35 protein-coding genes are annotated in these 22,751 nt (G+C 61.9%); 15 read left to right on the top strand and 20 right to left on the bottom strand.

Annotated features, from left to right (window positions below; genetic code table 11):
- Positions 1–18: 18 nt before the first annotated feature.
- From DFO50_RS12505 to DFO50_RS19990, 18 genes are all read right to left on the bottom strand, one after another.
- A complete protein-coding gene (locus DFO50_RS12505; protein WP_112692625.1) occupies positions 19–222 on the bottom strand; it encodes a hypothetical protein in 204 nt (67 codons plus the stop codon).
- Positions 222–2,411: a hypothetical protein gene (locus tag DFO50_RS12510; RefSeq protein ID WP_112692626.1), complete on the bottom strand. Its 2,190-nt coding sequence runs from the start codon at positions 2,409–2,411 to the stop codon at positions 222–224. The genes DFO50_RS12505 and DFO50_RS12510 overlap by 1 nt, the downstream gene beginning before the upstream one ends.
- Positions 2,412–2,420: 9 nt before the next feature.
- Positions 2,421–3,725 (bottom strand): terminase large subunit domain-containing protein, encoded by a 1,305-nt coding sequence (locus DFO50_RS12515; protein ID WP_112692627.1) that lies wholly within the window; start codon positions 3,723–3,725, stop codon positions 2,421–2,423.
- On the bottom strand, positions 3,718–4,302 hold the full coding sequence (locus DFO50_RS12520; protein ID WP_199489826.1) for an HGGxSTG domain-containing protein: 585 nt from the start codon (positions 4,300–4,302) through the stop codon (positions 3,718–3,720). Before DFO50_RS12520 ends, DFO50_RS12515 begins: the two co-directional genes overlap by 8 nt.
- Before the next feature lie 128 nt (positions 4,303–4,430).
- Complete coding sequence (locus tag DFO50_RS12525) at positions 4,431–4,859, bottom strand: hypothetical protein (protein WP_112692629.1); 429 nt, start codon at positions 4,857–4,859, stop codon at positions 4,431–4,433.
- Entirely contained in the window at positions 4,856–5,290 is a 435-nt protein-coding gene (locus DFO50_RS12530) for a Gp49 family protein (protein ID WP_112692630.1), read from the bottom strand. Before DFO50_RS12530 ends, DFO50_RS12525 begins: the two co-directional genes overlap by 4 nt.
- Positions 5,287–5,781, bottom strand: a complete 495-nt coding sequence (locus tag DFO50_RS12535) for a DUF2829 domain-containing protein (RefSeq protein ID WP_112692631.1) — start codon at positions 5,779–5,781, stop codon at positions 5,287–5,289. Before DFO50_RS12535 ends, DFO50_RS12530 begins: the two co-directional genes overlap by 4 nt.
- 913 nt (positions 5,782–6,694) lie before the next feature.
- Complete coding sequence (locus tag DFO50_RS12545) at positions 6,695–7,135, bottom strand: hypothetical protein (protein ID WP_112692633.1); 441 nt, start codon at positions 7,133–7,135, stop codon at positions 6,695–6,697.
- A 36-nt stretch (positions 7,136–7,171) separates the two neighbouring features.
- A complete protein-coding gene (locus tag DFO50_RS12550) occupies positions 7,172–7,537 on the bottom strand; it encodes a hypothetical protein (protein WP_112692634.1) in 366 nt (121 codons plus the stop codon).
- Positions 7,538–7,545: 8 nt separating this feature from the next.
- Entirely contained in the window at positions 7,546–7,728 is a 183-nt protein-coding gene (locus DFO50_RS12555; RefSeq protein ID WP_112692635.1) for a hypothetical protein, read from the bottom strand.
- Between the two features lie 202 nt (positions 7,729–7,930).
- Positions 7,931–8,236, bottom strand: coding sequence for a nuclease domain-containing protein (locus DFO50_RS12565; protein WP_112692637.1), 306 nt, complete (start codon positions 8,234–8,236; stop codon positions 7,931–7,933).
- Complete coding sequence (locus DFO50_RS12570; protein WP_112692638.1) at positions 8,233–8,706, bottom strand: hypothetical protein; 474 nt, start codon at positions 8,704–8,706, stop codon at positions 8,233–8,235. The genes DFO50_RS12565 and DFO50_RS12570 overlap by 4 nt, the downstream gene beginning before the upstream one ends.
- Positions 8,703–9,023 (bottom strand): hypothetical protein, encoded by a 321-nt coding sequence (locus tag DFO50_RS12575; protein ID WP_112692639.1) that lies wholly within the window; start codon positions 9,021–9,023, stop codon positions 8,703–8,705. The genes DFO50_RS12570 and DFO50_RS12575 overlap by 4 nt, the downstream gene beginning before the upstream one ends.
- Complete coding sequence (locus DFO50_RS12580; protein WP_112692640.1) at positions 9,020–9,739, bottom strand: replication protein P; 720 nt, start codon at positions 9,737–9,739, stop codon at positions 9,020–9,022. The genes DFO50_RS12575 and DFO50_RS12580 overlap by 4 nt, the downstream gene beginning before the upstream one ends.
- Before the next feature lie 31 nt (positions 9,740–9,770).
- Positions 9,771–10,616 carry a helix-turn-helix domain-containing protein gene (locus tag DFO50_RS12585; RefSeq protein WP_112692641.1) on the bottom strand — a complete coding sequence of 282 codons (846 nt, stop codon included), beginning with the start codon at positions 10,614–10,616 and terminating at the stop codon, positions 9,771–9,773.
- Complete coding sequence (locus DFO50_RS12590; RefSeq protein ID WP_112692642.1) at positions 10,613–11,104, bottom strand: DNA N-6-adenine-methyltransferase; 492 nt, start codon at positions 11,102–11,104, stop codon at positions 10,613–10,615. Before DFO50_RS12590 ends, DFO50_RS12585 begins: the two co-directional genes overlap by 4 nt.
- Entirely contained in the window at positions 11,097–11,516 is a 420-nt protein-coding gene (locus DFO50_RS12595) for a phage regulatory CII family protein (RefSeq protein WP_146745078.1), read from the bottom strand. The genes DFO50_RS12590 and DFO50_RS12595 overlap by 8 nt, the downstream gene beginning before the upstream one ends.
- Before the next feature lie 100 nt (positions 11,517–11,616).
- Positions 11,617–11,868 carry a helix-turn-helix transcriptional regulator gene (locus tag DFO50_RS19990; protein ID WP_112692644.1) on the bottom strand — a complete coding sequence of 84 codons (252 nt, stop codon included), beginning with the start codon at positions 11,866–11,868 and terminating at the stop codon, positions 11,617–11,619.
- A 30-nt stretch (positions 11,869–11,898) separates the two neighbouring features.
- Between DFO50_RS19990 and DFO50_RS19995 the strand changes: the two genes are divergently transcribed.
- Positions 11,899–12,555 (top strand): S24 family peptidase, encoded by a 657-nt coding sequence (locus DFO50_RS19995; protein ID WP_158537453.1) that lies wholly within the window; start codon positions 11,899–11,901, stop codon positions 12,553–12,555.
- A gap of 1,058 nt (positions 12,556–13,613) precedes the next feature.
- On the opposite strand, the gene DFO50_RS12610 is transcribed toward DFO50_RS19995, so the two are convergent.
- A complete protein-coding gene (locus DFO50_RS12610; RefSeq protein ID WP_146745079.1) occupies positions 13,614–13,817 on the bottom strand; it encodes a hypothetical protein in 204 nt (67 codons plus the stop codon).
- Positions 13,818–14,537: 720 nt separating this feature from the next.
- On the opposite strand from DFO50_RS12610, the gene DFO50_RS12615 reads away from it, so the two are divergent.
- The 7 genes from DFO50_RS12615 to DFO50_RS12650 all read left to right on the top strand — a co-directional run bounded on the left by DFO50_RS12615 (position 14,538) and on the right by DFO50_RS12650 (position 19,456).
- Positions 14,538–14,717: a hypothetical protein gene (locus DFO50_RS12615; protein WP_112692646.1), complete on the top strand. Its 180-nt coding sequence runs from the start codon at positions 14,538–14,540 to the stop codon at positions 14,715–14,717.
- A complete protein-coding gene (locus DFO50_RS12620) occupies positions 14,714–14,938 on the top strand; it encodes a hypothetical protein (RefSeq protein WP_146745080.1) in 225 nt (74 codons plus the stop codon). The genes DFO50_RS12615 and DFO50_RS12620 overlap by 4 nt, the downstream gene beginning before the upstream one ends.
- 221 nt (positions 14,939–15,159) lie before the next feature.
- Positions 15,160–15,921: a phage recombination protein Bet gene (gene bet / locus DFO50_RS12630; protein ID WP_112692649.1), complete on the top strand. Its 762-nt coding sequence runs from the start codon at positions 15,160–15,162 to the stop codon at positions 15,919–15,921.
- On the top strand, positions 15,921–16,532 hold the full coding sequence (locus tag DFO50_RS12635; protein ID WP_112692650.1) for a lambda exonuclease family protein: 612 nt from the start codon (positions 15,921–15,923) through the stop codon (positions 16,530–16,532). Before bet ends, DFO50_RS12635 begins: the two co-directional genes overlap by 1 nt.
- Complete coding sequence (locus DFO50_RS12640; protein WP_112692651.1) at positions 16,532–17,470, top strand: hypothetical protein; 939 nt, start codon at positions 16,532–16,534, stop codon at positions 17,468–17,470. The genes DFO50_RS12635 and DFO50_RS12640 overlap by 1 nt, the downstream gene beginning before the upstream one ends.
- Positions 17,471–17,851: 381 nt before the next feature.
- Complete coding sequence (locus tag DFO50_RS12645; RefSeq protein WP_028498277.1) at positions 17,852–18,532, top strand: hypothetical protein; 681 nt, start codon at positions 17,852–17,854, stop codon at positions 18,530–18,532.
- 15 nt (positions 18,533–18,547) lie between these two features.
- Positions 18,548–19,456 carry a recombination-associated protein RdgC gene (locus tag DFO50_RS12650; protein WP_112692652.1) on the top strand — a complete coding sequence of 303 codons (909 nt, stop codon included), beginning with the start codon at positions 18,548–18,550 and terminating at the stop codon, positions 19,454–19,456.
- 180 nt (positions 19,457–19,636) lie between these two features.
- On the opposite strand, the gene DFO50_RS12655 is transcribed toward DFO50_RS12650, so the two are convergent.
- Positions 19,637–20,026: a hypothetical protein gene (locus tag DFO50_RS12655; RefSeq protein WP_112692653.1), complete on the bottom strand. Its 390-nt coding sequence runs from the start codon at positions 20,024–20,026 to the stop codon at positions 19,637–19,639.
- Positions 20,027–20,345: 319 nt separating this feature from the next.
- Here DFO50_RS12655 and DFO50_RS19195 point away from each other — a divergent pair, with 319 nt between their 5' ends.
- From DFO50_RS19195 to DFO50_RS12690, 7 genes are all read left to right on the top strand, one after another.
- Entirely contained in the window at positions 20,346–20,522 is a 177-nt protein-coding gene (locus tag DFO50_RS19195) for a hypothetical protein (RefSeq protein WP_158537454.1), read from the top strand.
- A gap of 68 nt (positions 20,523–20,590) precedes the next feature.
- Positions 20,591–20,965: a hypothetical protein gene (locus DFO50_RS12660; protein ID WP_112692654.1), complete on the top strand. Its 375-nt coding sequence runs from the start codon at positions 20,591–20,593 to the stop codon at positions 20,963–20,965.
- Between the two features lie 282 nt (positions 20,966–21,247).
- The gene (locus tag DFO50_RS12670) at positions 21,248–21,607 is read left to right on the top strand and encodes a hypothetical protein (RefSeq protein WP_158537455.1); all 360 of its coding nucleotides are present in this window, start codon (positions 21,248–21,250) and stop codon (positions 21,605–21,607) included.
- Positions 21,604–21,807 (top strand): hypothetical protein, encoded by a 204-nt coding sequence (locus DFO50_RS12675; protein WP_112692656.1) that lies wholly within the window; start codon positions 21,604–21,606, stop codon positions 21,805–21,807. Before DFO50_RS12670 ends, DFO50_RS12675 begins: the two co-directional genes overlap by 4 nt.
- Positions 21,800–22,162, top strand: a complete 363-nt coding sequence (locus DFO50_RS12680; RefSeq protein WP_112692657.1) for a hypothetical protein — start codon at positions 21,800–21,802, stop codon at positions 22,160–22,162. Before DFO50_RS12675 ends, DFO50_RS12680 begins: the two co-directional genes overlap by 8 nt.
- A complete protein-coding gene (locus tag DFO50_RS12685) occupies positions 22,159–22,389 on the top strand; it encodes a hypothetical protein (protein ID WP_112692658.1) in 231 nt (76 codons plus the stop codon). Before DFO50_RS12680 ends, DFO50_RS12685 begins: the two co-directional genes overlap by 4 nt.
- A gap of 101 nt (positions 22,390–22,490) precedes the next feature.
- Complete coding sequence (locus DFO50_RS12690) at positions 22,491–22,706, top strand: AlpA family transcriptional regulator (RefSeq protein WP_112692659.1); 216 nt, start codon at positions 22,491–22,493, stop codon at positions 22,704–22,706.
- Positions 22,707–22,751: the final 45 nt, after the last annotated feature.

The following is a 22,751-nucleotide window of genomic DNA, read 5'->3' on the forward strand; positions in this document are numbered from 1 at the left end:
AACCCGCCATGAGGCGGGTCAGTAACCGGTCGTCTTGGGTGCCAGCGGCGCCGGGTCCCGGGTCAGTGCCAGCACGTCGCACAGCGCGGCAATCCGTCCGCGCAGGTATTGCGACCGGTCGTGGTCGAGCGTCGGTGACTCAAGCTGCTGACGGGCATCCTGCAGGGACTGCTCCACGAATTTGCTGACAGCGCCCCAGGTGTCGGAATGAATATCGACCATCAGATGCCTGCCCCCGTCTGCAGCCGTAGTGCCGCCTCGGCATTGAACAGTTTGTGCTTGCTGTCGAGTGTCAATTCCGTTTCCTCTCGCGCTGCCTGGATCTGCGCAGCGGACAGTTCACGGTCGGACTGCAGCCGCAGTAGAGCCAGTTGGGAATCCTGCTCGGCGGTTGCCTCACGCAACTGCATGTCGTGCGCATCCAACTGAGCATCCAACTGCGCCTTGGCCAGCTCGGCGCGTGCCGCCTCAGCGGCAGCCTGTGCGCGGGCCATTTCGGTTTGCTGGCGCATGGCCAGTTCAGCCTGTTGGGCCTGCATATCCATCTGCAGCCGCTGCGCCTCCATCTGCAACTTTTGCTCGTCCAGTTGCAGGCGCTTCATATCCACCTGTGCCTTGATCATCTCCGGTGGCGGCGTCTGCGGCCCAGCCGGCTGTTTCTGTTTCATTTGCTCATCGGTCAGCACCAGCCCGTCGGCGGAAATGCTCATCGACTGCACCAGCTTGCGGTACAGCGCCGGAATATCGGTCATCGGCCCGAGCACCGGCGAGGATTGCGCGAGCTGAAGCAGATTCAGCAGCCCCTGCTGCGTCTGCTCACGGACCAGCAGGGAGCTGGACCCGAGAGCGATGATCTCCATATCTCCCTTGATCGTTTCATCCTGGTCGTACTGCATGAACCAGTCGTACAGCCGGCTGAGCGTGGGTCGCAGCATATCGTCGTCGAATCGCTTGACGATACGGCGCAGCACGGTAGACGCGCCGGACAGCAGCATGGCCATGCCCTGGGCAGTCTTGGTGACCTCGGGTGTGGCCTGAGTCTGCTGACCCTGAGCGATCTGCGGCAGGCTCGTTTCCTCGTCGATCAGTTGCGCCGCCGTCTGGAATGTCTGCATCAGCTCGTTCAGGTTTGCTGCGACCGGGAACGCTCCGAATGCTGCATTGACCGGCGTGTTGCGCTCGGTCACTTGCCAGAGCTTGCCGGGGCGCAGCACCCACTCCCCGTCGACCGGGGTCACGATCTGGCTGTTGATCACGATTTGTGGCATCACGGACATGGCCGCGTTGTCGAGCAGCATGCGCCATGCGGCATTGGCCACTCGCTGACTGTCGCGGCACAGAGCCGGGATGCCGAGGCCGAACGGCCGTGTACTGTCTGGCTCCCATGCGAACACGCTGTACGGCGGTTCTCCGCTGTCGAGTGGGTTGAGAGATGCCTTCAGCACATGTCCATCGCAGATCCACACCACACCGGATACCAGCAGTAGCGCGTCATCAGGCATTTCGACACCAGCGGCAGCCAGATCCTCACGGTCAATTTCGCCGTGGTATTCCCACACCTCGTAGCGGCCGCGATCGATCACGCGTCCGTCGTTGTCGGTTGCCACCTCGTCGACCCGGCCCGCAGAAGCGCTCCGCTTGGGTTCCCCCTCCAGCAGCTCACGAATGGCGTCGGCGTCGAATCCCGGCACGCGAGCCAGGTTACGCAGCGCTTGCCGCGTCATGCGGTGACGCTCAGCCATCCACTCAGCATCGGCAAGAGTGGTCGCGGTCGGGTCGACGAAAAAATCCCACGGCGACACACGCTGCACGCTCGGGCGCAGATCCCGCGTCATTTCCATGGCACTGACGAATGCCCCCGGCGCAATCTCTCGCTGGGCCCAGCGGCGCCGGGTACGGCTCTCGATTGCGGGCCCCTTGACGATGCCCGTGCCGAGCGTGACCGCATCGTGCAGCATCTCGCGCATAACGCCGTTCATGTCACATTCGGCCGTCACATCGTCCATACGGCGTCGCATGCGCGCCGCTGCGTCATCGGCAGACGCCTGACGCTGGGTTGCCATCGGGCCGCTCGGCATGTCGGGCTCCGGTGTCGGCTGGATGTCCCAGTTTCGGTCATCGGTTGGCAGCAGCATTTCCGCCAGCCTGGCCTCGGCAGCCAGGCACTTGGCCCGCGTCAGCCTGACAAACGCAGTCGAGCGTCCCGCCCGCTCCAGCGCAGACAGCGTCTCGGCATCATACCGACCCTCGTACTGGCGCAGGTCGTCGAGCCACCGCTGTTCCAGTGCTGATTTGTCGGCCACTGCACGGTCAATCAGCCCCTGCAGGCGGGAGCCGAATACCTGCATGCGCTCCGCTTGGGCGCGCCGGCTCGCCTCGGCGATCTCATCGTCGAGAGGGGAATCAATCATGGGGATACCTCAGTAGCCGCCGGCTCTGTCAACCGCGGCGAATTGTGAAGGAACACGGATGGCAGTCACCGGCCGCTCAACCGGGTACAGCCGCACGATGGGATAGGTGCCCGCATCGTTGACGTGATCAATGCCACTGGACTTGTCCGGCTCGCCGTTTTTGTCGTATGCCTGCTGTTCCAGACCCTCGGTGAATTTCGGGCAGCGATGCGTGTTTACGCGCATGCGGCGCTGACCGTTTGCATTCAGCAGCATGGCGTTTGTCGCCAACACGCGGTCACGGACAGCCGGGTTTGCGCCAGTCACGTAGATGGAGAATCCCGCTGCGCGCAGAATGGTCAGATCGGATTCGCTGGCCCGCTTGCTGCTGGTGTTTTGACCGGATGCGTCCGGATAGATCGTCACCGCGTGCCCGCGGTCTCGCCAGCGTTCGCTGATCATCTGCGCCATCGTCGGCGTGTCGCGCACATCAACCAGTTCGTCCACTGCAAGCGGGCAGCCATTGCGGATCACGTAGACCACTGCGGCCATGTGCAGCACGTTGAAGTCCATGCCGATGTGCAGCGGCTCCCCCTCATCCATTTCGGCATCAGTGTGAGACAGCGTTCGATCAAAATTCGGGTAGACAGACCCCGACTTCAGGTTGACGAACAGCCCGCGCAGGTAGGCATCGATGAGCTCGGGCGGGTATGAGTCGAACAGCGACGAGATGTAGTCATCAGGCAGGTTCGCTTCGTTGTCGTAGGTACTTGCCTGGATCAGGCCATACAGCGCAGACAGGCCGGGCTTATCGCGCACCGCCTTGACGAATTGCTCATAGACGAACTTGAAGCCCTCCGGTGTCGTCGTGACATCGACGCCATTTTTCAGGCCATTGGCCTGGTACCGCATCCGTGAAATGATCTTCCGCCATGCTTGGCGTGCTTTCTCGGCCTTCATGACGTCCAGCTCGTCACACAACGCCTTGCCGATCTTGAAGCCGACAATGGTCTCCGGCCGCTCCATGGACCGGCAGATTACCGTCCCGCGATAGCGTCGCCCCTCATGGATATGGACCTCCCGGTTGCTCTCGACAATGTTGCAGCGCAGCCCCCAGTCTCTGGCCACCTCCTCGACCGTCGGGTAGAAAATGTCGCGGATTTGCGGATAAGTCGGCGCGAAATACCCAGCGTTGATGCGTGGGTACTCCCAGAAATGTTGCATCAGCCCACCACAGCCGACCCACGTTTTCCCGGACCCAAACCCGGCCACGTAGGCGCGGAATTTGTGCGGCATCGCGAGGAACGAGGCCTGCGGAATGTTGAGGCTAGGCATGCGGTTTCCTTGCGTCCCTTACCTCGACCACCACCTTGACCGGTGACGGTATGTCGTCGTCGGGGTCTTTCAGCTCGGCACGCCGTTTCTCGATCTCCAATTGCTTGATCTCGGCGTCCAGCGCAGCAGCCACCAGGGCGACTCGGCGCGCTTCCAGCGACTCGACGCGCGCAGTCAGCTTGTCGATCAGCGCCGAGTAGTCCCGGACCTTGGCCGTTCTCTTGATCAGGTCGCCGCCGGTCGGCTCGCCATCGATCTCTACCGGCTCGGTCGTCTCGGATTCGACCTCCAGCGTGTCGCCCTTGTCCTGCTCACGCTGCAGTGCCCGCATCAGACGGATGCGCGTCAGCCGCAGTTCTTCGTCGACGTTGCCCAGCTCGATGCTGGCCGCGATGCCCTGCTCCTCATCTGACAGGAATCGGCTGTACAGGCTGCCAGGGCGGGCGGCGTTGCGGTTGCCGGTCTGGTTGCGTGGGCCGGTACTCCGGCCACCGTGTAGCTTGCAGCGGGTCGAGCCAACCGCCGCATGGCGCTTGCATGGCTCCCCGCTGCGGGTTTTTGCTCCGCAGAGGGCCATGTGCATGCACCTCGTTCATGGGGTTGGTTGTTGTAATTTCAGCCGTCAAACAGAAACCAGCCAGGTGGCGGACTTGTGTTTGGGGGCTGCGCGGACCACCCCCTTTCCGAGGCGCCCGCGCGCAAATCTCACTCGACCAGCGTCAAGGTCGTCACCTGGCCACCGGTGAACACGTCCATGGTCATGGCGATGCGGACAGCGTGTTCAGCGTCAGCGCCGGCCCGCATGGCAGCAATCGCCGGCATGGCGCCCGAGCCGATCGCCCATGGCCATTCGAAGTCGTCAGGCTCGTCAACGCCGTCGGTGTAGGCACGCAGCACATGGCCGTCCCATACCAGTACATCGAATTCAGATTCACCGGCCGGGGTTGGCAGCGACTTCTCTTCGTCCAGCAGGAACCGCTTCACGCCCGGCAGGTACCGTGTATCGCCAGCAAACCCGACCAGACGGTCGCCGAGCCGGAACACCTTCACGTAGTTGTCACGCTCGATCACGCCATTGGCGGTGGCTCGGCCGTCTGCGGCCATCGTTCGGCCATCAAATGCGATCGTGGTCATGCGGCGGCTACCGGTCTCGGTATGCCATTGAGGTCAGCGATGGCATCTGCCTCGGTCAGAGCCGGGCGCGACAGTTGGGTACGCAGCTCGTAGCCCATCAGCGGCCAGACCTTGGCGATGGCATTCTCGCGCGCGATCTTTCGGCCAAGCTCGGTGTCGAAGTTTTCAGGGCTGGCGCACGCGCTCTCTCCGGTGACGGTGAAGCCGTTCTTCAGGACGAGGACGCAGAAGGTCAGCAGGCGCAGGCTTCCGACGTGTCCGCCACCTGGGTGCCGGGCATGCAGCTCCATCTTGGCCAGAGCTCCTTCGATGCCGTGGTCTGCGGTGAAGTAAATCTCGGTGTCGATGTTCGATTCAATATCTGCCGGCGTGATGCGCGGCGCGGTCAGGCCCTTGGCCTGGATTTCCTGCTCGATTTGCTGGTCGTTCATGCTGGCTCTCCCACGATGTACCAGTCTTCGGCCAGCATGTCGGTCTGCGATGCGAGCCAGCCAGCGACTAGCTTGTTGTCCGCAGTCTTCATGCAAATCGTGCTGACGAATTCCGGCTCGCCGATGAGTTCTCCGAAGCCATACTTGAGGCCGCTTTGCAGATCGGAGCCCTTAATCAGGTACAGGAACATTCCCTTTCCGTTCCATCCGGCGCGGGCGACACACTGTCCGAGCTTCATCGCCTCGATGGCCTGCCCGAACGTCATGCCGGCGGCCGGGCGATATGCGCGCTCGAACACATCCTCGGGCGACCACGACACGTAGCCGGCGTACTCGGCAGTGTTGGCCTTGCCGCCGTCGACGTATTCGACGAGGAAGCCTTCATCGGTGCCGTTCTCGCTAGCCGGCAGTTCCCATCCGCGAAACTGGTTGTAGGCGAGCCGGGTCATGGGCTTGGCGTTGATAATCTTGGTGCCGATGTATTGCTGCATTGCATACCCTCCAGAAACGGAAAAACCCGCCGGAGCGGGTTGCGGATGAAATCAAAAACAGCTACCAAATCAAGCTGACAATGGCATAAAATTGACGCCACTCAATATTCTCATCGCCATGGATAAAGGAGCCGCTTATGGGGCCAAGGTACATCGTCAGGTCGGTCCACCCTGCTGTAATTCATCAAGGGAGCAGGCCGCAGGCAAGTGCCAATATCCCCATCAGGCAGTTCTATCTTTATGACACGGTGCGAGAGCGACGGCTGTACGGGATCTTTCATTCCAAGGCTGATGCCGAAGAGGCCTGCAAAGCCAAGAATTCAGGGTAATGCTCTCTCAGCCGCCCATGCTGTCAAACGGGTCGGTCTCATCGCCTGCCTTCCCGCCGCCAAGTCGGCCTGCAGCGCCTGAGCGGCCGTCTGCCGGCAGGACGTCGAGTTGTCCGATCGGAACCCGGCGAGTGTTCGGTGTGCTTTACCAAGCCGTGACACATCCATGACCACAGCCAGAAAAATGGCTTATGGATTTTGTATAATAAAAATTATCCAAAACAGATAATCAACCAATGGCCATTGTTCACGACACCAGGTTTATCCACACGGTCAGCACCAGAAGCACCTTGGTATCAGTTCCGGGCAGTCCTGCGCCTCGTTCCGGGATCTATCGATGCAAAGTATGTGGTTTTGAGGTTGCTTGCCACGTAGGCGACGAACTCCCATCCAATGCACTGGATCACGTTGGGCACAGCATTTCTTGGCGGATGATCGTTGAGTGCCAGACCAGCATGGGACGGGGGCGGTAAACGCAAAACGCCCACCGGATGATCGATGGGCGAACGACTCCCGCCACAAGGCAGGAGTACACGCATATAAGCGGATTGGATAGATTATGTGCTACATAGTAGCACATAAAATCAGATCATGCACAATGCTCCTGTGCAGATTTTCTGCAGGTTGTTCGCCACCATGGTCACGCCCCGGCGCAACAGCATGTCGTAGTCGGTCTTCCTGATACCCAACTTCCGGCTGGTCGCCTCTGGCCGGCACCGGTACACGTAGTGTGCGATCAGTTGGTCGCGAGACAGCCGAGGGACGTACCTGCTGACGATACGCTCGATGTTCAGGACATCTGGGGTCGCAGGCTGTTCGCCCATGCTGATGACGCGCTTGCATGCATCGCACGGGTCTGGCTTCTCGTAGCAGAGCGGGCACCGGTTGTCGCGGAACCGGGACTCGACTGACACATTCCCTCTGCTGCGACTGGATGGCTGCCTGTTCCAGCGTCCCCACGCCTCCAGCTTTTCGTTGATCTCGGCCGGGATCATCTCTTTGACCATGAACTGTTCGCGAATCATTGCTCTTGTTCCTGTCTCGTTTTTGGTTTTGGTTGTTCAGGCGGCTTCGCGTGCCAGTTGGCACCAATCATCCAGCGACATCGCGCAGCGGTGCCGGCCGCGCACCGGAAATGCGGCCTGGCTCACGTCGTGCAGGTCCACGTAGGCCACCCACGGCCGGCGGCTGGCGCGCCAGAACAGAACCGGACGGCTACCGGTCGCCTCGGCTTGCTGCAGGGCCTGCCTCCAGTAGGCCTCGGCGAACACCTCGGTTCGTTTCGACTCGACCGCCCATCCCGGCACATCGATGTCGTGGCCACCATCCCGTGCGGCGCCGAGCCGGCGCTGAATGCTGATGCCCAGGCGCTCGGCCAGCATGGATGCCAGCTCGCGTTCACCGCGGGCGCCCTTGTCTCTGCTCATGCGTCCGGTCATGCGGCGTCATCCTCCCTGAACAGGCTGGGCAGCTCGCGCCGCAGCCCCTCGGTTACCGTGTCGATCGCCCGCATGCGCTTGTCCGGGTGTGCTGCGCTCGGCTCGACCCGGGCGGCGCGCTGCAGGCGGGCAATGGCCTCAGCCGGCAGCAGGGCGTGCGTCAGTTCATTCGTGGTCATTCCCTGCCCCCATCCAGTTTCGCCACCCAGGCCGCCCGGGCTGCGACCGTCTCAGCGTCGCATGCGATGTACCGAGCACAGACGTGGGCGTGCTCCACCGATTTGGACACGCCTGGCACGTCGTGGCGGCACTTGCCGAATCCGTGGCGGGCCATCGGGCCCGCTGCTTTGATGTTGAATTCCTTGCACTGCACGCAACGATTCATGCCGGCACCTTCACCAGGCCGCGCTCGATCCACCGGCGCCAGGTCCGCGTCATTCCACGGTGCATGTAGAACATCCGATCCTCGGCGCTCAGGCTGCCGGCCCGGCCGTCGATGGCGTCGTGGCAGGCCGCGCAGCCGAATGCAGCGCAGATGTCATCCGATTTGCGCGCCATGCCGTGGGACTCATCCGGCAGGTGGCACAGCACCACAGTGGCGCTGTCGTAACAGCACACGCCGGCAATGTTCAGCGTGCAGTCCTCGCCGCGCGCGCTCGCACGAAGCTTTTTGCTCTCGATCCTCATGCCTCTTCCACCCAGCTTTCTGCCATTTCCTCGATCTGCTCCGGGCGCATCGACGGCCAATATTTCTCGCTGATGTACCGGCACATAGCTCGGGCCACCTCATGCCTCTCGCCGTCATCCATCGATTCAAACGACAGCGACAGAGGGAACCGCACCATGGCCATACCGACGCCGGGGACCATGACACCCATTTCCTCGCAGCCGATGCTGCCCTCCCACTGGATGCGCTTCAGCACCTGGTGTGCGTCCATGCCGGTGAACGAATCGATATTTGCAGCGCACAGGGTGCCGATCCGATGCATCAACCGGTGGAATCGCGGGTTGTTCAGCTTTTTCAGGGTGGCCGAGAGGACATCACCCACCGTGTAGCCCTTCGCCCGCAACTGGCTCTGCGCATAGGCGTCGGCCGGGACCAGTGCGCCCTTGGCGACGCGCAGGAAAACGGCCGGCTTCTGGGTTCGTCTGGTCATGCAGCCACCCCCGCAAACATGTCGACCTGCCCTGCCTCGGTCTTGTCCCACAGCAGCGCGGCTCGGTAGGTGTCGCACTCCACACCGGTTGCGGGGTTCAGCCGCTTCTCGGCGACGATCACAGCACCTGCGGCGCGCAGCTCATCAAGCCGTCCACAGACGCTCGACTGGAACATGCCCAGATTCCCGGCGATTTCCGCCCGCAGCAGCGGAACCCGGCTGCGGCGCAGCAGCGCGAGGATCTGCTCGGACTGTGTGCCGGCCCGGCCGCTGGCGCGGTGGTTGCGGTAGGCGTTGTTGCGTGTGGTGGTGGTCATGCGGCGACCTCCTGTGGCTTGCCAAGGAATTTGCGCAGGGTATCGCTGACGGGCAGGTTGTATTTCGCGCGGGCCTCGGCGGCGTAGCGGCAGGAAATCGTCGGCCAGTTGCGAGGGGCGTCGTTGATTTTCTCGGTCCAGCTCAGGTCGACGCCGGCCGGGTATTTCGACGCACGCGGCGCCAGTACCTGGTCGCGGGCCTCGGACAGCATGCGGGACACGTCCGCCTCGTTGCGGGTCGTACGGCCAGGCGCCGGCAGCGACTGTTCGGGCGGGGCTGCAGCCGGGATCGGCCTGCTCACGTCGGCGGCAGACTGTTCCCAAGCGGCGCGCCAGCGGCCGGCCAGATCGCGCCACGACAGGTGCTGCATGTCGCCGCCAACGCGCTGGGCAGCCCAGAAATGGCGCGGGCTCGGCCACAGCTCCGGCTGGCCAGCATGGCGGCGGACCATCTGGTCGGCAGCGATGTAGAACGCCTTCTCTTGATCGTCGTCGGTGGCCCGGCAGCATTTGATGAACTGGGGCAGGCTCGGCGGCATGTCGTGGCGAGCGCGGCAGGCCCTCAAGCCATCCGCCACCATTTGCATGCTGATTCCGTCCTCGTCGAACGCCTCGGCCCACGCCTTTTCCCAGCTATCAATGGCAGCGGCGCCCTTGAAATTCGCCCGCCAGATATTCGGGTACATGCCGTCCAGGCGGTTGTACAGGTGGGTCATCACCGAGATGTTTTCCAGTTGCGCCCGGGGCCTAAACCACGCGCTGATACTGGCCGTCGATTGTCTCGTTGTCGGCGTATTCATCGTAATTCCCTCTCTGGCGGTTTCTGTTGACGTAGGCGGACGGGTCGAACTTGGCGCCCTTGCCACCGGCTGGTGCTGGCTGGGCAGATTGGTCAGCCGGCAGTGCGAAAATGCCCTGCCAGCTGTTCATCACCGATCGATCGAGCACGGATTCCGGGTCATTCCCTTCAGCCCGCAGCTTGTCCAGTTCCTTCACCAGCAGTTCCACGGCGCGGTCGGTCAGCGGCTTGCGAATCTTCTGCCGCATGGCGACAAACCCGTCCCATGCAGCAGCAGGCACCCAGTCAGGCAAAACAAAACCCGGCTCGGCACGAGGCGCGCGCTTCTTTGTTTTTGGTTCCTGATGGTTCTTGATGGTTATTGATGGTTCGGGTGCAATAGCTGTTGCACCCTTTACGTCGTCAGTTGCACCCTTTGTGTTCTGGTTTGCACCCTTTACGTCGTCAGTTGCACCCTTTTTAAAGGGCGCAATTTCTGCACCCTTTTTTTCGGGGGCCAAATCGGCGTACTCGGCACCCAAAATCCACGCCGGGTTGATGGCATATTCGCGCGCCGTTCCCCGGCCGCCATTCGCATTTCCGACCAGGATCAGCCAGCCGTCTTTCTCCAACCGACGGAGCTGGTACTGGACAGAGCGATCGGACTGGCGGGATTTGCGGGCGAGAGACGCGACCGATGGGAATACGTGCGTGCCGTCATCGTGGGCGTGGTCTGCGATAGCCAGCGCCAGCGTGAAGATGCCGCCGCCATCGGGAAACCGATCGAACACCATGCCGGACATTTTGGCGCTCATACGCCCCCCGCCTCGTCAGGCACAGCCATGGCCGTGAGCGTGACCGGCTGCCGCTGGGCGCCGGCCGCCTTCGGGCGGAACACGATGACCACGGCCGGGAACGGCGCCTTGGCCGCGCCGCCGATGAACTGCAGGCGCTTGTCCAGTGCGCGGATCTCGTTGGCACGCATCGCATAGCGGTGCCACCACCGGGTGTCGGTCCGCGCCGGCACCAGGCAGACGACCGTGGCGCCATGGCACGAGGCGCACAACGCTTTTTCCATCCAGAGCTTGATGGGGTGACCGAACGGCGGATTCATCCAGCAGACGCCAGTCCAGTCCTGCGCGAGACCGTCGTCGGCCCGGGTGAAATACCGGGCGCATTTGGCGTTCGCCGGCGTGGCGCACACGTCGAGGGTGAATCCGAATTCGGCGTTCAGGACGTCGAACAGCGCGCGCGGCGTCGGCCATTCGTTCGTGTCGCTGCGGAAGTGGATGTTTTCAGTCATCGACGGCCTGCGCGACTTGAGCCAGGTACGCCTGGAGCTGGTTGATTTTCCGGCGCAGGGTCGAGCCGTTGATGCTCTTGAGGCCCGCCAGTGCTCGCCGGATGTTGGCCTCGTCGCCCTGCCCTTTGATCGAGTCGGACACCATGTGGATCAGCGCCCGGTCGGCAGAGTCGATTTCCTCGGGGATCTGGGTCAGCAGGTAGCCGAATTCGTCAGCCATCGATTCCAGAATGCGGTGGTCACCGGTCAGGCTCATCAGCTCCACCGCCTCCGGCAGGTAGAACCACCGGGAGTCATCATTCGGATTTGCCTTGGCCCGGATGACGGACTCGGATGCGTCCAGCCGGGCAGCGATCACCTTTGGCCCACCGGCGGCATAGACCGTTTTGTGGGCGGCATCATTGATGCTCAAGGCCATAACTTTCCTTTTTGATCATTTTTTGCGCCGGCTTGGCGGGCAATACTTCAGTCAACGAAACGACAACACGGAGTTCAGCGAAATGACTACTTGCTCATGCGACCTGCCTTTGCCGATGAGCGAGCCTCTTTGTGGTGCGGCGGCTCAGCCGGAGAAGCTTGTCTCCGATCTCCCACGACGGCTGCCGCCGCCGCCCATTGAGCAGATCGCTGATGTACGGCTGACTCACGTCGGCCGCTCTCCCGATTTCGTTCTGGGTGAGGCCACGCCCGACCAGGTCTTTGATGAGTTGTTTCCAGTCCATACTGGCAATTCTATCGCTTTTGCGCTTAATAGCAAGCGCCATTGCGATAGAAGCATGTATCACAATAGCGATATGAAAACACTTGCCGAACGACTCAAAGAGGCTCGCTCCGACAAGGGGCTGAGTCAGACTGCGCTGGCCAAATTGGTCGGTATTGGGCAGGCCACTGTTGCGTCCATAGAAAATGGGCGGAACAGAGGGAGCACCTACATCACGAAAATCGCACGGGTACTCAATGTTTCACCCGAATGGCTGGCAGATGGCATTGGCGACAAGTCCGCGTCAAGGCTGGATAACAACGTCCGGCCCATCACCACGCCAGGCCGTCAGGTTCCGATCATTGACTACGTGCAGGCAGGCATGTGGCACGAGATCGCCGACCCATTCCCGCCCGGGGCGGCGTTCGAATACATCATCAGCTTCTCTGAGCTATCTGATAGCGCGTTCGCTTTGCGCATCCGGGGTGACTCAATGTCGCCGGAGTTTGTCGAGGGAGATGTGATCGTGGTCGACCCGGCGGTAGCCCCTCGGCCCGGCAGCTTTGTCGTTGCCAAAAACGGCGGGGAAGAGGCTACGTTCAAAAAGTACAGGTCGCGCGGCATCGATCAGCACGGAGATGACATATTCGAGCTGGTGCCATTGAACGACGACTATCCAACCCTGCGGTCCGACGAAACCCACTGCTTTGTAATCGGCACGGCCGTTGAGGTCCGCAAACAGCTGCGGTAGCCGTACACGCACCCACACAGCCTGCCACCCGGCGGGCTTTTTTATTCCCCGAAGCACGCATCCAATCGCATCAGCGATAGAATTATCGCAAATGCGCTTGACAACAATAATCGCAATTGCGATAGTGACGACACACCACGGCAACACACCGCCGCCGATCTCTCACAACCTACCCAGCACCACCCGCCGTCGGCACAGCCGGTCGAATACACGGTAGCGGGAGAGCGCGAGAGTCCACCTCGCGCCAATGGCGGCACCGCCCATCGCAGGCACGGGCCGAACGGACAAACCAGCACACACGCTGCGCCCATGCGCGACGTCGGACGGCGATGCCCAATCCGGCGCGATGGCGAAATGTCTTAACGCAGATGACGACGTGGCAGGTGTGCTGGAAGGAGCGGCCTCACCCGAGGCCGATCACCAAAGCCTCGTGACAGGCGGTTTTGGTGTTCAACAGGAGGAACGCAGAACGCCGGCCCGTGGCAAGTAACGGGCAAAGGGCCGGTTCAATGAGCCGGCATCGTTGAGAGGGCTGTAGAAGTTCGGAGACCCGCCGAAGCGGGCCCCTTGGTCACAGCATCAGCAGAACAAGCGTGGTCAATGCGAGAATGCACTGGGCCACGTTTATCTTGATGCTCACCTTCACGACGGCTTTCATTCGATGTCCCTGATTGAAAGCCCGTGGCCACGGGCATTTAACCCGCTTGAGCACTTGTATTCCGCCCTTGCTGGCGGATGCCTGACTGCGGCTAGCACGCAATCTGACATTCGGCTTGACCGGCCGGCGGTGCCCCAAGGGCGACCATGGCGGGTTTCACCTTCAGCGCAGTAGCAGCCGCGCCGCCTGGCACTGCTATGCCAGGCCGGCCCCTTGCAGGGGGACGGTTCGCCGATGCTACACGCGGATCGAATGCGTATATAGCCCTCTCAACGATGCATGAACGGCCTCACCAGAGGCCGCTCACCAAAGCCGAGACAGGCGGTTTTGGTGGCCAAAGGTCAGCCCGGCGAATCTGCAGACACTGCGTGCCGGGCTGCTTGATCATGGGAGCGAGGAGTCAGCCCTTCGTGGCTCCTGACAGGAACCCGGCAAAAAGGCGCTCGCTCAAGGCCTTGGTGATTTCGTGGATCTCTTCAGGATGAAGAACATGCCCGCAGCCAACGCAGGCGTAGCTGTCCGGCCCTTCGCTTGTCTCGGCGTACTTGAGCTTATCGCCAGTGCATTCAGGGCAAGTGATGGGGGTGTTGATAGGAGTAGTCATGAGCATTTCTCCCAATGATTAGTTAGATGGCATTGCTCATTTTATGCGTCATGACGAAAATTTCTATCCGAATTTTCTGCCGCTGGTAAATTTTTTTCTCAAAGGATAGGCATGTCAGAACAACGATTCCCGGTCCCATTCGCGACTGTCGATGATGCAGTTGCATCGGCACAGGTGGTAGAAAGCCTGGCTGCAGATATGGACAAGGGGCGGTGGGAATTTCTGGTAGATCCATGGACGCGGGTCCGAGCAGGAGCCCACGTCGTTATCCCCTACTCAGCCTGGATGAAGATCGAGGCCGAGCTGAGACGCGGGCACAAAAACGGAAAGGCCCCGACTGCTGAGTAGCAGTTGAGGCCTTCCCGGTCCCTACGGATGAGCTTTGCTTTCAACGCAGGGGCAATTTCAATATAGCAGCACTGCTTTGTGGTGCAAGGTAAAGCAGTGCTGCTGAAAACGGGAAGGCCCCCGGGCATGCGTACCGGGGGCCTTCAGCCACTCCGGACCATCCGGTAGGGCTACGATGAATTTAGGAAACACTTAGTAACAATTCAAGAAATTGCCCGGCCCTGCGCCGGGCTTTCTCATTTAGGAGACCAACATGGTCATGACCGAACTGGACGACGCCACGGTGCTTCGGCTCCGTGCTCAGGGCTATCGCGCGAAATGCATCATCCGGCGCGGCATGACCCTGTTCTTCATCTACCGCTGGAGGATGTGATGGGACCGATCCGCCGCCGCATTTTCACCCGCGACCCGGCCGACACACCGCTGGCCGTTGCCTGCGATGTCGCGCTCACCACGCTGGGCGCCCTGCTCTACGCCGCTGCTGCTGCCACCCTGGCCGCCATCTGCTACGACGCCGTGCCGCTGGATCTGCTGTGGAGGCTGCTGCCATGAGAATGATCGAAGCGCCGCTGGGCGCCGCCTGGCACTCGAACGACCCACGGTTGGGCACCGACCCGTGCCGGCAGGACGAGGCCGACGATCTGACCACGGCTGCCGATATGGCAGTGGCCGACATCGAGGCCGCTGCCGCCCTGGTGCGCCGCGGGCGACTGGCCGAGGGCCGGCAGGCGCTGATCGACTCGGCGCACGACCTGATGAGCAGCCTGCAATGAGGGCATCGTTCACGCAGCGCCAACTGCAGGACTACATCCGCCGGGCGCGGGAACGACGGGCGTCCGATGCCGGCGGGCCAGCACGCGGGAACGAATACGACCGACGCCGGGCTGATGCTCGGCGTTTTCGCGAGGGCCTGGACGAGCTGATCGGCGCCGTGTTCGGGCCGAAACATCACTGAACCCTATTCCCGGGCGGACCCGGGAGCCAAGGAACCACCATGAGCACTGCACTCTCCACCCTGACAGGGAAACTCGCTGCGCGATTCGACATCGGCGATTCCACCGAGCTGATCGAAACGCTCAAGCAGACCGCATTCAAGGGAAACGTCAGCGACGCCCAGATGACCGCGCTGCTGATCGTCGCCAACCAATACGGGCTGAACCCGTGGACGAAGGAGGTCTACGCGTTCCCGGACAAAAACAACGGCATCGTGCCGGTGGTCGGCGTGGATGGCTGGTCCCGCATCATCAACGGCGATGACCGTTTCGACGGGATCGAATTCGAGCAGGACGACACGAAATGCACCTGCAAAATTTACCGCAAAGACCGCGGTCGCCCGGTGGCGGTCACCGAGTTCATGGACGAGTGCAAACGTGGCACCGGACCGTGGCAATCGCATCCGAAACGCATGCTGCGCCACAAGGCCATGATCCAGTGCGCCCGCCTCGCGTTCGGATTTGCCGGCATCTACGACCAGGACGAGGCCGAGCGCATCACACAGGGCGAGCGGGATGTGTCGCCTGCCAGTACCGTCATGCGCGGCGAGACCGATAACCCGCGTCGCGCCGAACTGCTCCGCGCAGCCGAGGCCATTGCCAACACCGGCGATGTGGATGCGTTACGCGTCCATTTCCAGCAGCTGACCCGTGAGGACCGCCACATTATCGGGTCCGAAAAAATGGGCCAGCTCGGCGCCGCTGCCAGCGCAGTCGCCAGCGCCCCGAATGTAATTGATGTCGATTTTGAGGAGGGCGTGTAATGGAACAGCGCACCGACGAGTGGTTTGCCGCCCGGCTCGGCAAGGTAACCGGGTCTCGCGTCGCCGACCTGATGGCTCGCACTAAATCCGGCCCGGCCGCCAGCCGGCAGAACTACATGGCAGAACTGATCTGCCAGCGGCTGACCGGCCAGCAGGAGGAAGTTTTTGTGAATGCGGCCATGCGGCGCGGCACCGAGCTGGAGCCGGACGCCCGCGCGGTCTACATGCTGGAGACCGGCGAAATCGTCACCGAAACCGGCCTGGTCGACCACCCGGAAATCGCGAATTTCGCGGCCTCGCCGGATGGACTGGTCGGTAGTGACGGCCTCATCGAAATCAAGTGCCCGAACACCTGGACGCACATCGAGACCATCAAGAGCGGCGAGCCGCAGCGCAAATACTTCATCCAGATGCAGGCGCAAATGGCATGCACCGGTCGTGCCTGGTGCGATTTCGTCAGCTACGACGACCGGCTGCCCGAGCATCTGGCGTATTTCCAGACCCGAATCATGCGGGATGACGCGTTCATCTCCGAAATGCTGGCCGAGGTCCGCGCATTCCTCGCCGAACTGGACCACACCATCAACGAACTGAGCAGAAAGACCGCGTGATGCAGGAAACCCTCCCCACCGTCACGCTCGACATCACTCCCGACACGGCGCCGGCCATTTTCCGTGGTGCCGGGCTGGGCCAGTATTTCGAGCACATCCGCGCCAGTGTCAACGAGGCGCCGGACCTGTCCACAAAACGGGGCCGCGACCGCATCGCCTCTCTGGCCGCCCAGGTATCGCGCAGCAAGACCGCCGTCGAGCGGCCTGGCCGCGAGTACCTGAAATCCATCAAGGCCCTGCCGAAGCTGATCGAAACCGAGCTGCGCGAGTTTGCCGACATGTGCGACCTACTGCGCGACGAGGTACGCCGGCCGCTGACCGAGTGGGAGGCGGAACAGGCCCGCATCGAGGGCGAGCGCAAGGCTGCTGAAGCTGCCGCAGCACTGGCCCTGCAGGTTGAGACCGACCACGAAATCGCGCTGCTGATGGATCGCGAGATCGACCGTCAGCGCGAAGAGGCCCGGCGGGCCGCCGAGCAGGCGCAGCGCGAGCATGAGGCACGCATTGCCCGCGAGGCAGCAGAGCGCGCAGAGGCTGATGCAGCGGCACGCGTGGCGGCGGAGCTGGCCGAGGCCGGTCGGCGTGAAGCCGAAGCCAAGCTGGCCGCCGAGCGCGCCCAGCGGGAACAACAGGAGGCTGAGCGCCGGGCGCTGGAAGCCGAAGCCCGCGCCGAGCGTGAGAAGGTCGAAGCGACCGAGCGTGCTGAACAAGCCCGGGCCGCTGCCATCGAGCAGGAGCGCCAGCGCGTCGAGGCAGCGCAGCGCGAGCAGGCCGCCGAGCAAGCCCGCCGCGAGGCCGACGTGCAGCACAAGCGGGCCATCAACACGGCCGCGATGCGCGCGCTGGTCGAGCATGCCGGGCTGACGGACGAACAGGCGAAGGCAACGATCGTCGCGATCGCCCGGGGCCAGGTCGGCAATGTCTCCATTCGCTACTGAGGCGCAGCCATGCCAGCCCCTATCGAAATGGCCGGTTGCCAGTTCGGCCGGCTGACTGTATCAGGCCCGTCAGACGTCAGGATATTCGGCGGGCGCACCGTTCTCTGCCTGTGTCGCTGCGGCGGTTCCATCAGCGTCCGCCCCGGTGACCTGCGCAAAGGGAAGGTGAAGTCATGCGGCTGCTACCGGCGCGAGCTGGCGCTTGCAGCGCTTCAGCGGGCGAACCAGCCCGAGGCCAGGTCTCGGCAACTGGTTTCAGCCAACAGGACGCGGCATCGAAAACAGATTTTGGCGCTGGGGTCCATCACCACCACCCGCCAATACATCGACGGTCAACCAGCCCCGCTATGAGCGGGGCGATTCATTTCAAGGATTCGCACCATGGAAATCAAAATCGAGCTGGATCTGCCCAGCATCATTTCTCAGGCTGTCAGCGCCGAACGCATTCAACCCATCGTCGATAAAGCAATCGCCGACGCAGTGAAGTCAGCCATCAATGATGCCACCGGCTACAGATCCGAATTCCAAAATGCGGTAACCAGCCAGATGAAGGCTGCCATGCCGCATGGCATCAATATCGGTGATGTCGCGAAATTCCAGCACATGATTAACAGCGCCATCACAAACGCCGTGCATGGCGCCAACGCCGCCACCATCCAGGCCGCGATGAAAAAAGCGGTTGATCATGTCGTCCCCGATGTGCCCGAGCGGATCAAGCTGTCGGATCTCATGCAGGAAGCCAGGGAAGGATTTCACAAAGGGGCTGGAGATGCGTTCTACGCAAACTACAAGCCGAGCGAGTATGGCGGCGGCTGGTTGAGTTTCGATGAAGACGAGAGCATCAGCAGCAGCCATAGCGCCAGTATCCGCCTCTCGATCGACGATGACGGCACCGTCTACGCTCTCAAACTCAACGGGAAAAGCATCGTTCCGGGCAGCGTGCCGGACGTCATCGGTCAATTCGATAGCCTGCTGCTGTCTATGTACGTTGGCCGAACCAGCATTGACCTGGACATCGACGAGTACGACGTTGAATCGCTTGCATCTGAACAATACGACTGAAAAAAGGACACAGCCATGTGGTTTCGCCAAATCGCCCTCTTCCGCCTCGACCCCAAGCATCTCCCCGATTTCGACAAGCTCGAAACCGCCCTGGCCCGGCATCCGTTCGCCACGTGCGGCGGGCTGGACTGGTACAGCGACGGCTTCGTCCCCGCCGCGCCGCACAAGCCGGACCAGATGCTGGCCCGCGTCGGCGGCGCCGCGCTGGTGACGCTGAAGCGCGAGGACAAGGTGCTGCCGCCAGCCGTGGTGCGTGACTTCGTCGAACGCCGGGTAGCCGAGATCGAGGAAAAGGAATTCCGCCTGGTCGGTCGCAAGGAAAAGAAGGAACTTCGCGAAACGGTCGAGGACGATCTGCTGCCGCGCGCGTTCACCAAGAGCAGCCGCAGCCGCTGCTATATCGACCTGCAATCCGGCTGGCTGGTCGCCGATGCCGGCGGCGCCAAGGCCGAGAACCTGGTCAGCGCCATCCGCCAGCAACTGCCGCCGCTCCCGGCCCGCCTGCCGCGAACGCTGTTGTCGCCGGCCACGGCCATGACGCTGTGGCTGACCGAGGGCGCGCCAGCTGGGTTTGAGCTGGACAGTGACGCCCTGATGCAGTCACCGGGAGATGACGGCGCGCGGATCAAGGCCAGTCGGCAGGACCTGACCGCGCAGGAGGTCCGCCAGCACGTCGACACCGGCAAGCAGGTGACCAGCCTCGGCCTGATCTGGCAGGAACGTATCCGCTTCGTGCTGACCGACAAGCTGGAGCTGAAACGCGTGCAGTTTCTCGACGTGATCGAGGACGAGGCCAACCAGGCCGGTGACGACGCCGAGGCGCTGTTCGATGCCACCCTGCTGCTGATGGTCGGCGAGCTGCGCGGGCTGATCGGTGAGCTGATCGAGGCGCTGGGCGGCGAGCTGCCGGTGGATGGGGAATGACGCCGCGCTCGATGAGCGCGGGCAGTATTACGGCCCATTCGATGTCGCCGTCGCTCAGGGGCGGATCGATTGCGCCACACCAGTGACTGTTATCGACCCATTGCAGCCCTTAAGCTGGCGAATACGACCGATTTCCGCGTCCAACCACCCGTCCCTCGCGAGGGACGGGTGGTTGGGACATTAGCTGCCACGGAGAATTTTCAAATCGTTGGCGACCGTTGCTTGGGAGACGCCAAGCAGATCGGCGATTTCAGTTTGGCGGAGTCGGTGCTCTGTGTAGAGCTGATGTTCAAGATTACGACGCTCAGCAACGGATAGCGCGTTCGCATCGAAGCTTGTGAACTGCCTCAACGCACCGTTGGCTTGCACTCGCGAGGAAAAAACTTGGCCATTGGGCTTGCGGACATGAGCGACAGCAACACCTGCGCCACCGCGGATAATGTACGTATCGCGGTGAAGGTCAATGTTCAGGCTCAGGTTCAGGCTCATTGGGACAAGCGACTGCGGCTGAAGAGCATTACTGTTCTCTGGAGGGACAGGATCGCTCGTGGAAATTTCAAAGGGCGGCATACAGGCTCCTGATTTGATTCATTGATATTTATGAATTTGATGAATTCTATCACATGTGAGCTGTACGTCAAGCCGCCGAAGCTCATAGCTGAGTGTGCGGTTCTGACAACTTCGATCTTTTGGGTGTCCGCTAGTAGCCGACAGCAGCCATAACATGCCTGCGAATTGACATTCGCATAGCCACACTAGCACAACAAATTCCCAGCTTTCCACCCCGAACCCGCCCCCGATGGCGGGTTCGTCGTTTTCGACACCCCGCTGACACCCGGCACGCTCCCGGCGTGCAGCTGGTGCCGGCTGAACATATGGAGGTCATTGCATGAGCACCTACCACGGCTACGGCCAGGACCATCACCTCACCGAACGGAGCGAGGCCGATGTCTGGAAACAATCGAATGTCGGCACACCTCTGGCGGCTGATCCGCAGGCTGGCGCATTGGCAGGCACGGATGCATCGCCGGCTGGTGGTGATACCGGCGATCAGGGCGAGGAATAGCCATGACCTGCGATGAACACACAACGAACCGCCCCACCCCGGGCGGTTCTGCATTTCAGGAGACAGGAATGGATGACCATCTGGCCCGCGTGGCCGAGGCGCCGCAGGTGGACTCTCAGGCCATGCAGGCCGACGAGCTGACCTGCGACGACATCGAGCGGCTGCAATTCGCGCTGTCATGCATCGGGTATGCGCACCAGGGCGCAGAGAGGTGGCACAGCATGGTTCGTGACCTGATCCGGGGGACGATTGATCGGCATCGCAGACTCGGCGCAGAGCGAGATGAAATCGCCACGCTGCGCGGGCAGAACACGGCGCTGGTGGCGGCGCTGGAACACATGGTCAACGACTGCGAATCGCTAGAATTCGACGGTGCGCCCAGTTCAGCGGCATTGAACAAGGCCGTATATGCCCTCGCCAGCGTGAAAGGTGGTGCAGCATGAGTGACTACCTTATCGCCACATCGGGCACAGCACCAAATGGAGTGAGCACGTCTGCTGGTGGAAGGCCGGCAGCCGCGGCTACACGATCTGCATAGACAAGGCCGGGCTGTACAGCGAGGACGAGGCGCGAGACATCTGCCGCAGCGGTCTGTGCATTGCTGTCACTAAGCAGGTAGCGCAAGAAATCAGCCGCAGCACGCCGTATCACCGGTCGTGCAGAGCGGAACTCGCGCGGCTCTACGACGGCGGCGAGCACACCGTTGTCCCGAACAGCAAAGAGGCGTGGAAGGTGTTGCTGGTCCAGCGCCTCGACACGGCGGCAAAGCCGGACCGGCCGACGCCAATCGGCGCGAAGGCGCGAGCGATCTATCTGCCGAAAGAATGGGGGACGGCATGCTGACCCCCGATCAAATCATCGACATCTCTGTCAAGTCTGGCCTGTCTGGTCAACTTAGACTGGACGGCGATTTCAACCGAATTCTGTCAGCAATACGGCTGCAGAAATTCGCCGAGCAGATCGCCGCCGCTGCTGCCGCTACCGAGCGCGAGGCATGCGCTCAGGTATGCGATCAGATTGATACGTACCCGAGCATCTGCGCTGCTGCCATCCGCGCCCGTGGCGAGAAAGGACGGGCAGCATGATGCACGCAGAGGGATTCAAATGCCTGCCGGCAGCTCGGCTTGCTGAACTGCTTGGCAGCTTGCCGCCGGACTCGCTCGTGGCAACCAACACAGTCGAAAATCTCATGATCCTGTCCCCTGTCGACGTCTATATGGGGTTCATTGATTTTGAAAGCGAACAGGTGGAAATGATTCAATACGAGGACGTAGACGATGACTGACCGCGAACTGCTGGAGCTGGCTGCTAAGGCGGCTGGCATCGAGGTATGGCCCGGCATTGGCGTCCAATCGCACATGCTGTTCACGCGGTCCGCAAAATCCGGATACGACGGGAGGGTGACGGGCGTCGAGTGGAACCCGCTCACCGACGACGGCGACGCGCTGCGGCTGGCGGTGGCGCTGCGCATGGAGATAGACCACAACCACCCTAGCGACGAAACGCCATGGGTATCTGTCAGGGCGCATCCCATGAGGATGTGCGCGGTTGAGGACTTCGAGGACGAATGCCAGCGCACTGCCGCCACCCGGCACGCCATCGTCCGCACCGCCGCTGCCATCGGGGAGACGATGCAATGACTGACCACACCTACGCCGGCTACACGGCCGAGCAGATCAGGGCGGCGGCTGAGGCGGCAGAGATTGAGGCGCCATGCCCCTGGAGGACGGATATAACAAATCGCTCTGCCGCATACATCGTTACGGTGCAGCCTACGACCGTGCTCGCCCTGCTCGACCGCATCGCAGAGCTGGAGGCGGGCATGCCCGCCGCCCGGGCCCAGCAAAAAAATCCGGCAGCGCCGTGAGAGGGATCGGCGCCGCCGGGTTTGAGATTTCACTTATAGAGGGCATGACGCCCGATTCACAGCCGCCCCGATGGGCGGCTTCGCTTTTATGGAGAACAAACATGTCAGAACGACTTATTGGCATCAAGGACGTCACTCGTGCGACATCACTCAGCACGGCAACGATCTACCGCATGATCAAGGCCGGCAAGTTTCCCAAGCAGATCTATGTTGGCTGCCGTGCAGTGTGGGTTGAATCGCGTGTGCAGGCGTGGGTTGATGCAGTTGCGGCCGGGGAGATATGGAAAGACAATGATGCAAACGCCATCGCCGCCTGACTCACAAGAGACCCATCGAACGCAGTTGTGAGTAAGGTTGTGAGT

Origin of the sequence: Microvirgula sp. AG722, assembly GCF_003269145.1 — a bacterium.
Taxonomy (GTDB): domain Bacteria; phylum Pseudomonadota; class Gammaproteobacteria; order Burkholderiales; family Aquaspirillaceae; genus Microvirgula; species Microvirgula aerodenitrificans.

Excerpts from the sequence above, each read along its gene's own strand:
- DFO50_RS12505 (WP_112692625.1), bottom strand. The coding sequence starts at position 222 with ATGGTCGATATTCATTCCGACACCTGGGGCGCTGTCAGCAAATTCGTG.
- DFO50_RS12510 (WP_112692626.1), bottom strand. The coding sequence starts at position 2,411 with ATGATTGATTCCCCTCTCGACGATGAGATCGCCGAGGCGAGCCGGCGC.
- DFO50_RS12515 (WP_112692627.1), bottom strand. The coding sequence starts at position 3,725 with ATGCCTAGCCTCAACATTCCGCAGGCCTCGTTCCTCGCGATGCCGCAC.
- DFO50_RS12520 (WP_199489826.1), bottom strand. The coding sequence starts at position 4,302 with ATGGCCCTCTGCGGAGCAAAAACCCGCAGCGGGGAGCCATGCAAGCGC.
- DFO50_RS12525 (WP_112692629.1), bottom strand. The coding sequence starts at position 4,859 with ATGACCACGATCGCATTTGATGGCCGAACGATGGCCGCAGACGGCCGA.
- DFO50_RS12530 (WP_112692630.1), bottom strand. The coding sequence starts at position 5,290 with ATGAACGACCAGCAAATCGAGCAGGAAATCCAGGCCAAGGGCCTGACC.
- DFO50_RS12535 (WP_112692631.1), bottom strand. The coding sequence starts at position 5,781 with ATGCAGCAATACATCGGCACCAAGATTATCAACGCCAAGCCCATGACC.
- DFO50_RS12545 (WP_112692633.1), bottom strand. The coding sequence starts at position 7,135 with ATGATTCGCGAACAGTTCATGGTCAAAGAGATGATCCCGGCCGAGATC.
- DFO50_RS12550 (WP_112692634.1), bottom strand. The coding sequence starts at position 7,537 with ATGAGCAGAGACAAGGGCGCCCGCGGTGAACGCGAGCTGGCATCCATG.
- DFO50_RS12555 (WP_112692635.1), bottom strand. The coding sequence starts at position 7,728 with ATGACCACGAATGAACTGACGCACGCCCTGCTGCCGGCTGAGGCCATT.
- DFO50_RS12565 (WP_112692637.1), bottom strand. The coding sequence starts at position 8,236 with ATGAGGATCGAGAGCAAAAAGCTTCGTGCGAGCGCGCGCGGCGAGGAC.
- DFO50_RS12570 (WP_112692638.1), bottom strand. The coding sequence starts at position 8,706 with ATGACCAGACGAACCCAGAAGCCGGCCGTTTTCCTGCGCGTCGCCAAG.
- DFO50_RS12575 (WP_112692639.1), bottom strand. The coding sequence starts at position 9,023 with ATGACCACCACCACACGCAACAACGCCTACCGCAACCACCGCGCCAGC.
- DFO50_RS12580 (WP_112692640.1), bottom strand. The coding sequence starts at position 9,739 with ATGACCCACCTGTACAACCGCCTGGACGGCATGTACCCGAATATCTGG.
- DFO50_RS12585 (WP_112692641.1), bottom strand. The coding sequence starts at position 10,616 with ATGAGCGCCAAAATGTCCGGCATGGTGTTCGATCGGTTTCCCGATGGC.
- DFO50_RS12590 (WP_112692642.1), bottom strand. The coding sequence starts at position 11,104 with ATGACTGAAAACATCCACTTCCGCAGCGACACGAACGAATGGCCGACG.
- DFO50_RS19990 (WP_112692644.1), bottom strand. The coding sequence starts at position 11,868 with ATGGCGCTTGCTATTAAGCGCAAAAGCGATAGAATTGCCAGTATGGAC.
- DFO50_RS19995 (WP_158537453.1), top strand. The coding sequence starts at position 11,899 with ATGAAAACACTTGCCGAACGACTCAAAGAGGCTCGCTCCGACAAGGGG.
- DFO50_RS12610 (WP_146745079.1), bottom strand. The coding sequence starts at position 13,817 with ATGACTACTCCTATCAACACCCCCATCACTTGCCCTGAATGCACTGGC.
- DFO50_RS12615 (WP_112692646.1), top strand. The coding sequence starts at position 14,538 with ATGGGACCGATCCGCCGCCGCATTTTCACCCGCGACCCGGCCGACACA.
- DFO50_RS12620 (WP_146745080.1), top strand. The coding sequence starts at position 14,714 with ATGAGAATGATCGAAGCGCCGCTGGGCGCCGCCTGGCACTCGAACGAC.
- bet (WP_112692649.1), top strand. The coding sequence starts at position 15,160 with ATGAGCACTGCACTCTCCACCCTGACAGGGAAACTCGCTGCGCGATTC.
- DFO50_RS12635 (WP_112692650.1), top strand. The coding sequence starts at position 15,921 with ATGGAACAGCGCACCGACGAGTGGTTTGCCGCCCGGCTCGGCAAGGTA.
- DFO50_RS12640 (WP_112692651.1), top strand. The coding sequence starts at position 16,532 with ATGCAGGAAACCCTCCCCACCGTCACGCTCGACATCACTCCCGACACG.
- DFO50_RS12645 (WP_028498277.1), top strand. The coding sequence starts at position 17,852 with ATGGAAATCAAAATCGAGCTGGATCTGCCCAGCATCATTTCTCAGGCT.
- DFO50_RS12650 (WP_112692652.1), top strand. The coding sequence starts at position 18,548 with ATGTGGTTTCGCCAAATCGCCCTCTTCCGCCTCGACCCCAAGCATCTC.
- DFO50_RS12655 (WP_112692653.1), bottom strand. The coding sequence starts at position 20,026 with ATGCCGCCCTTTGAAATTTCCACGAGCGATCCTGTCCCTCCAGAGAAC.
- DFO50_RS19195 (WP_158537454.1), top strand. The coding sequence starts at position 20,346 with ATGAGCACCTACCACGGCTACGGCCAGGACCATCACCTCACCGAACGG.
- DFO50_RS12660 (WP_112692654.1), top strand. The coding sequence starts at position 20,591 with ATGGATGACCATCTGGCCCGCGTGGCCGAGGCGCCGCAGGTGGACTCT.
- DFO50_RS12675 (WP_112692656.1), top strand. The coding sequence starts at position 21,604 with ATGATGCACGCAGAGGGATTCAAATGCCTGCCGGCAGCTCGGCTTGCT.
- DFO50_RS12680 (WP_112692657.1), top strand. The coding sequence starts at position 21,800 with ATGACTGACCGCGAACTGCTGGAGCTGGCTGCTAAGGCGGCTGGCATC.
- DFO50_RS12685 (WP_112692658.1), top strand. The coding sequence starts at position 22,159 with ATGACTGACCACACCTACGCCGGCTACACGGCCGAGCAGATCAGGGCG.
- DFO50_RS12690 (WP_112692659.1), top strand. The coding sequence starts at position 22,491 with ATGTCAGAACGACTTATTGGCATCAAGGACGTCACTCGTGCGACATCA.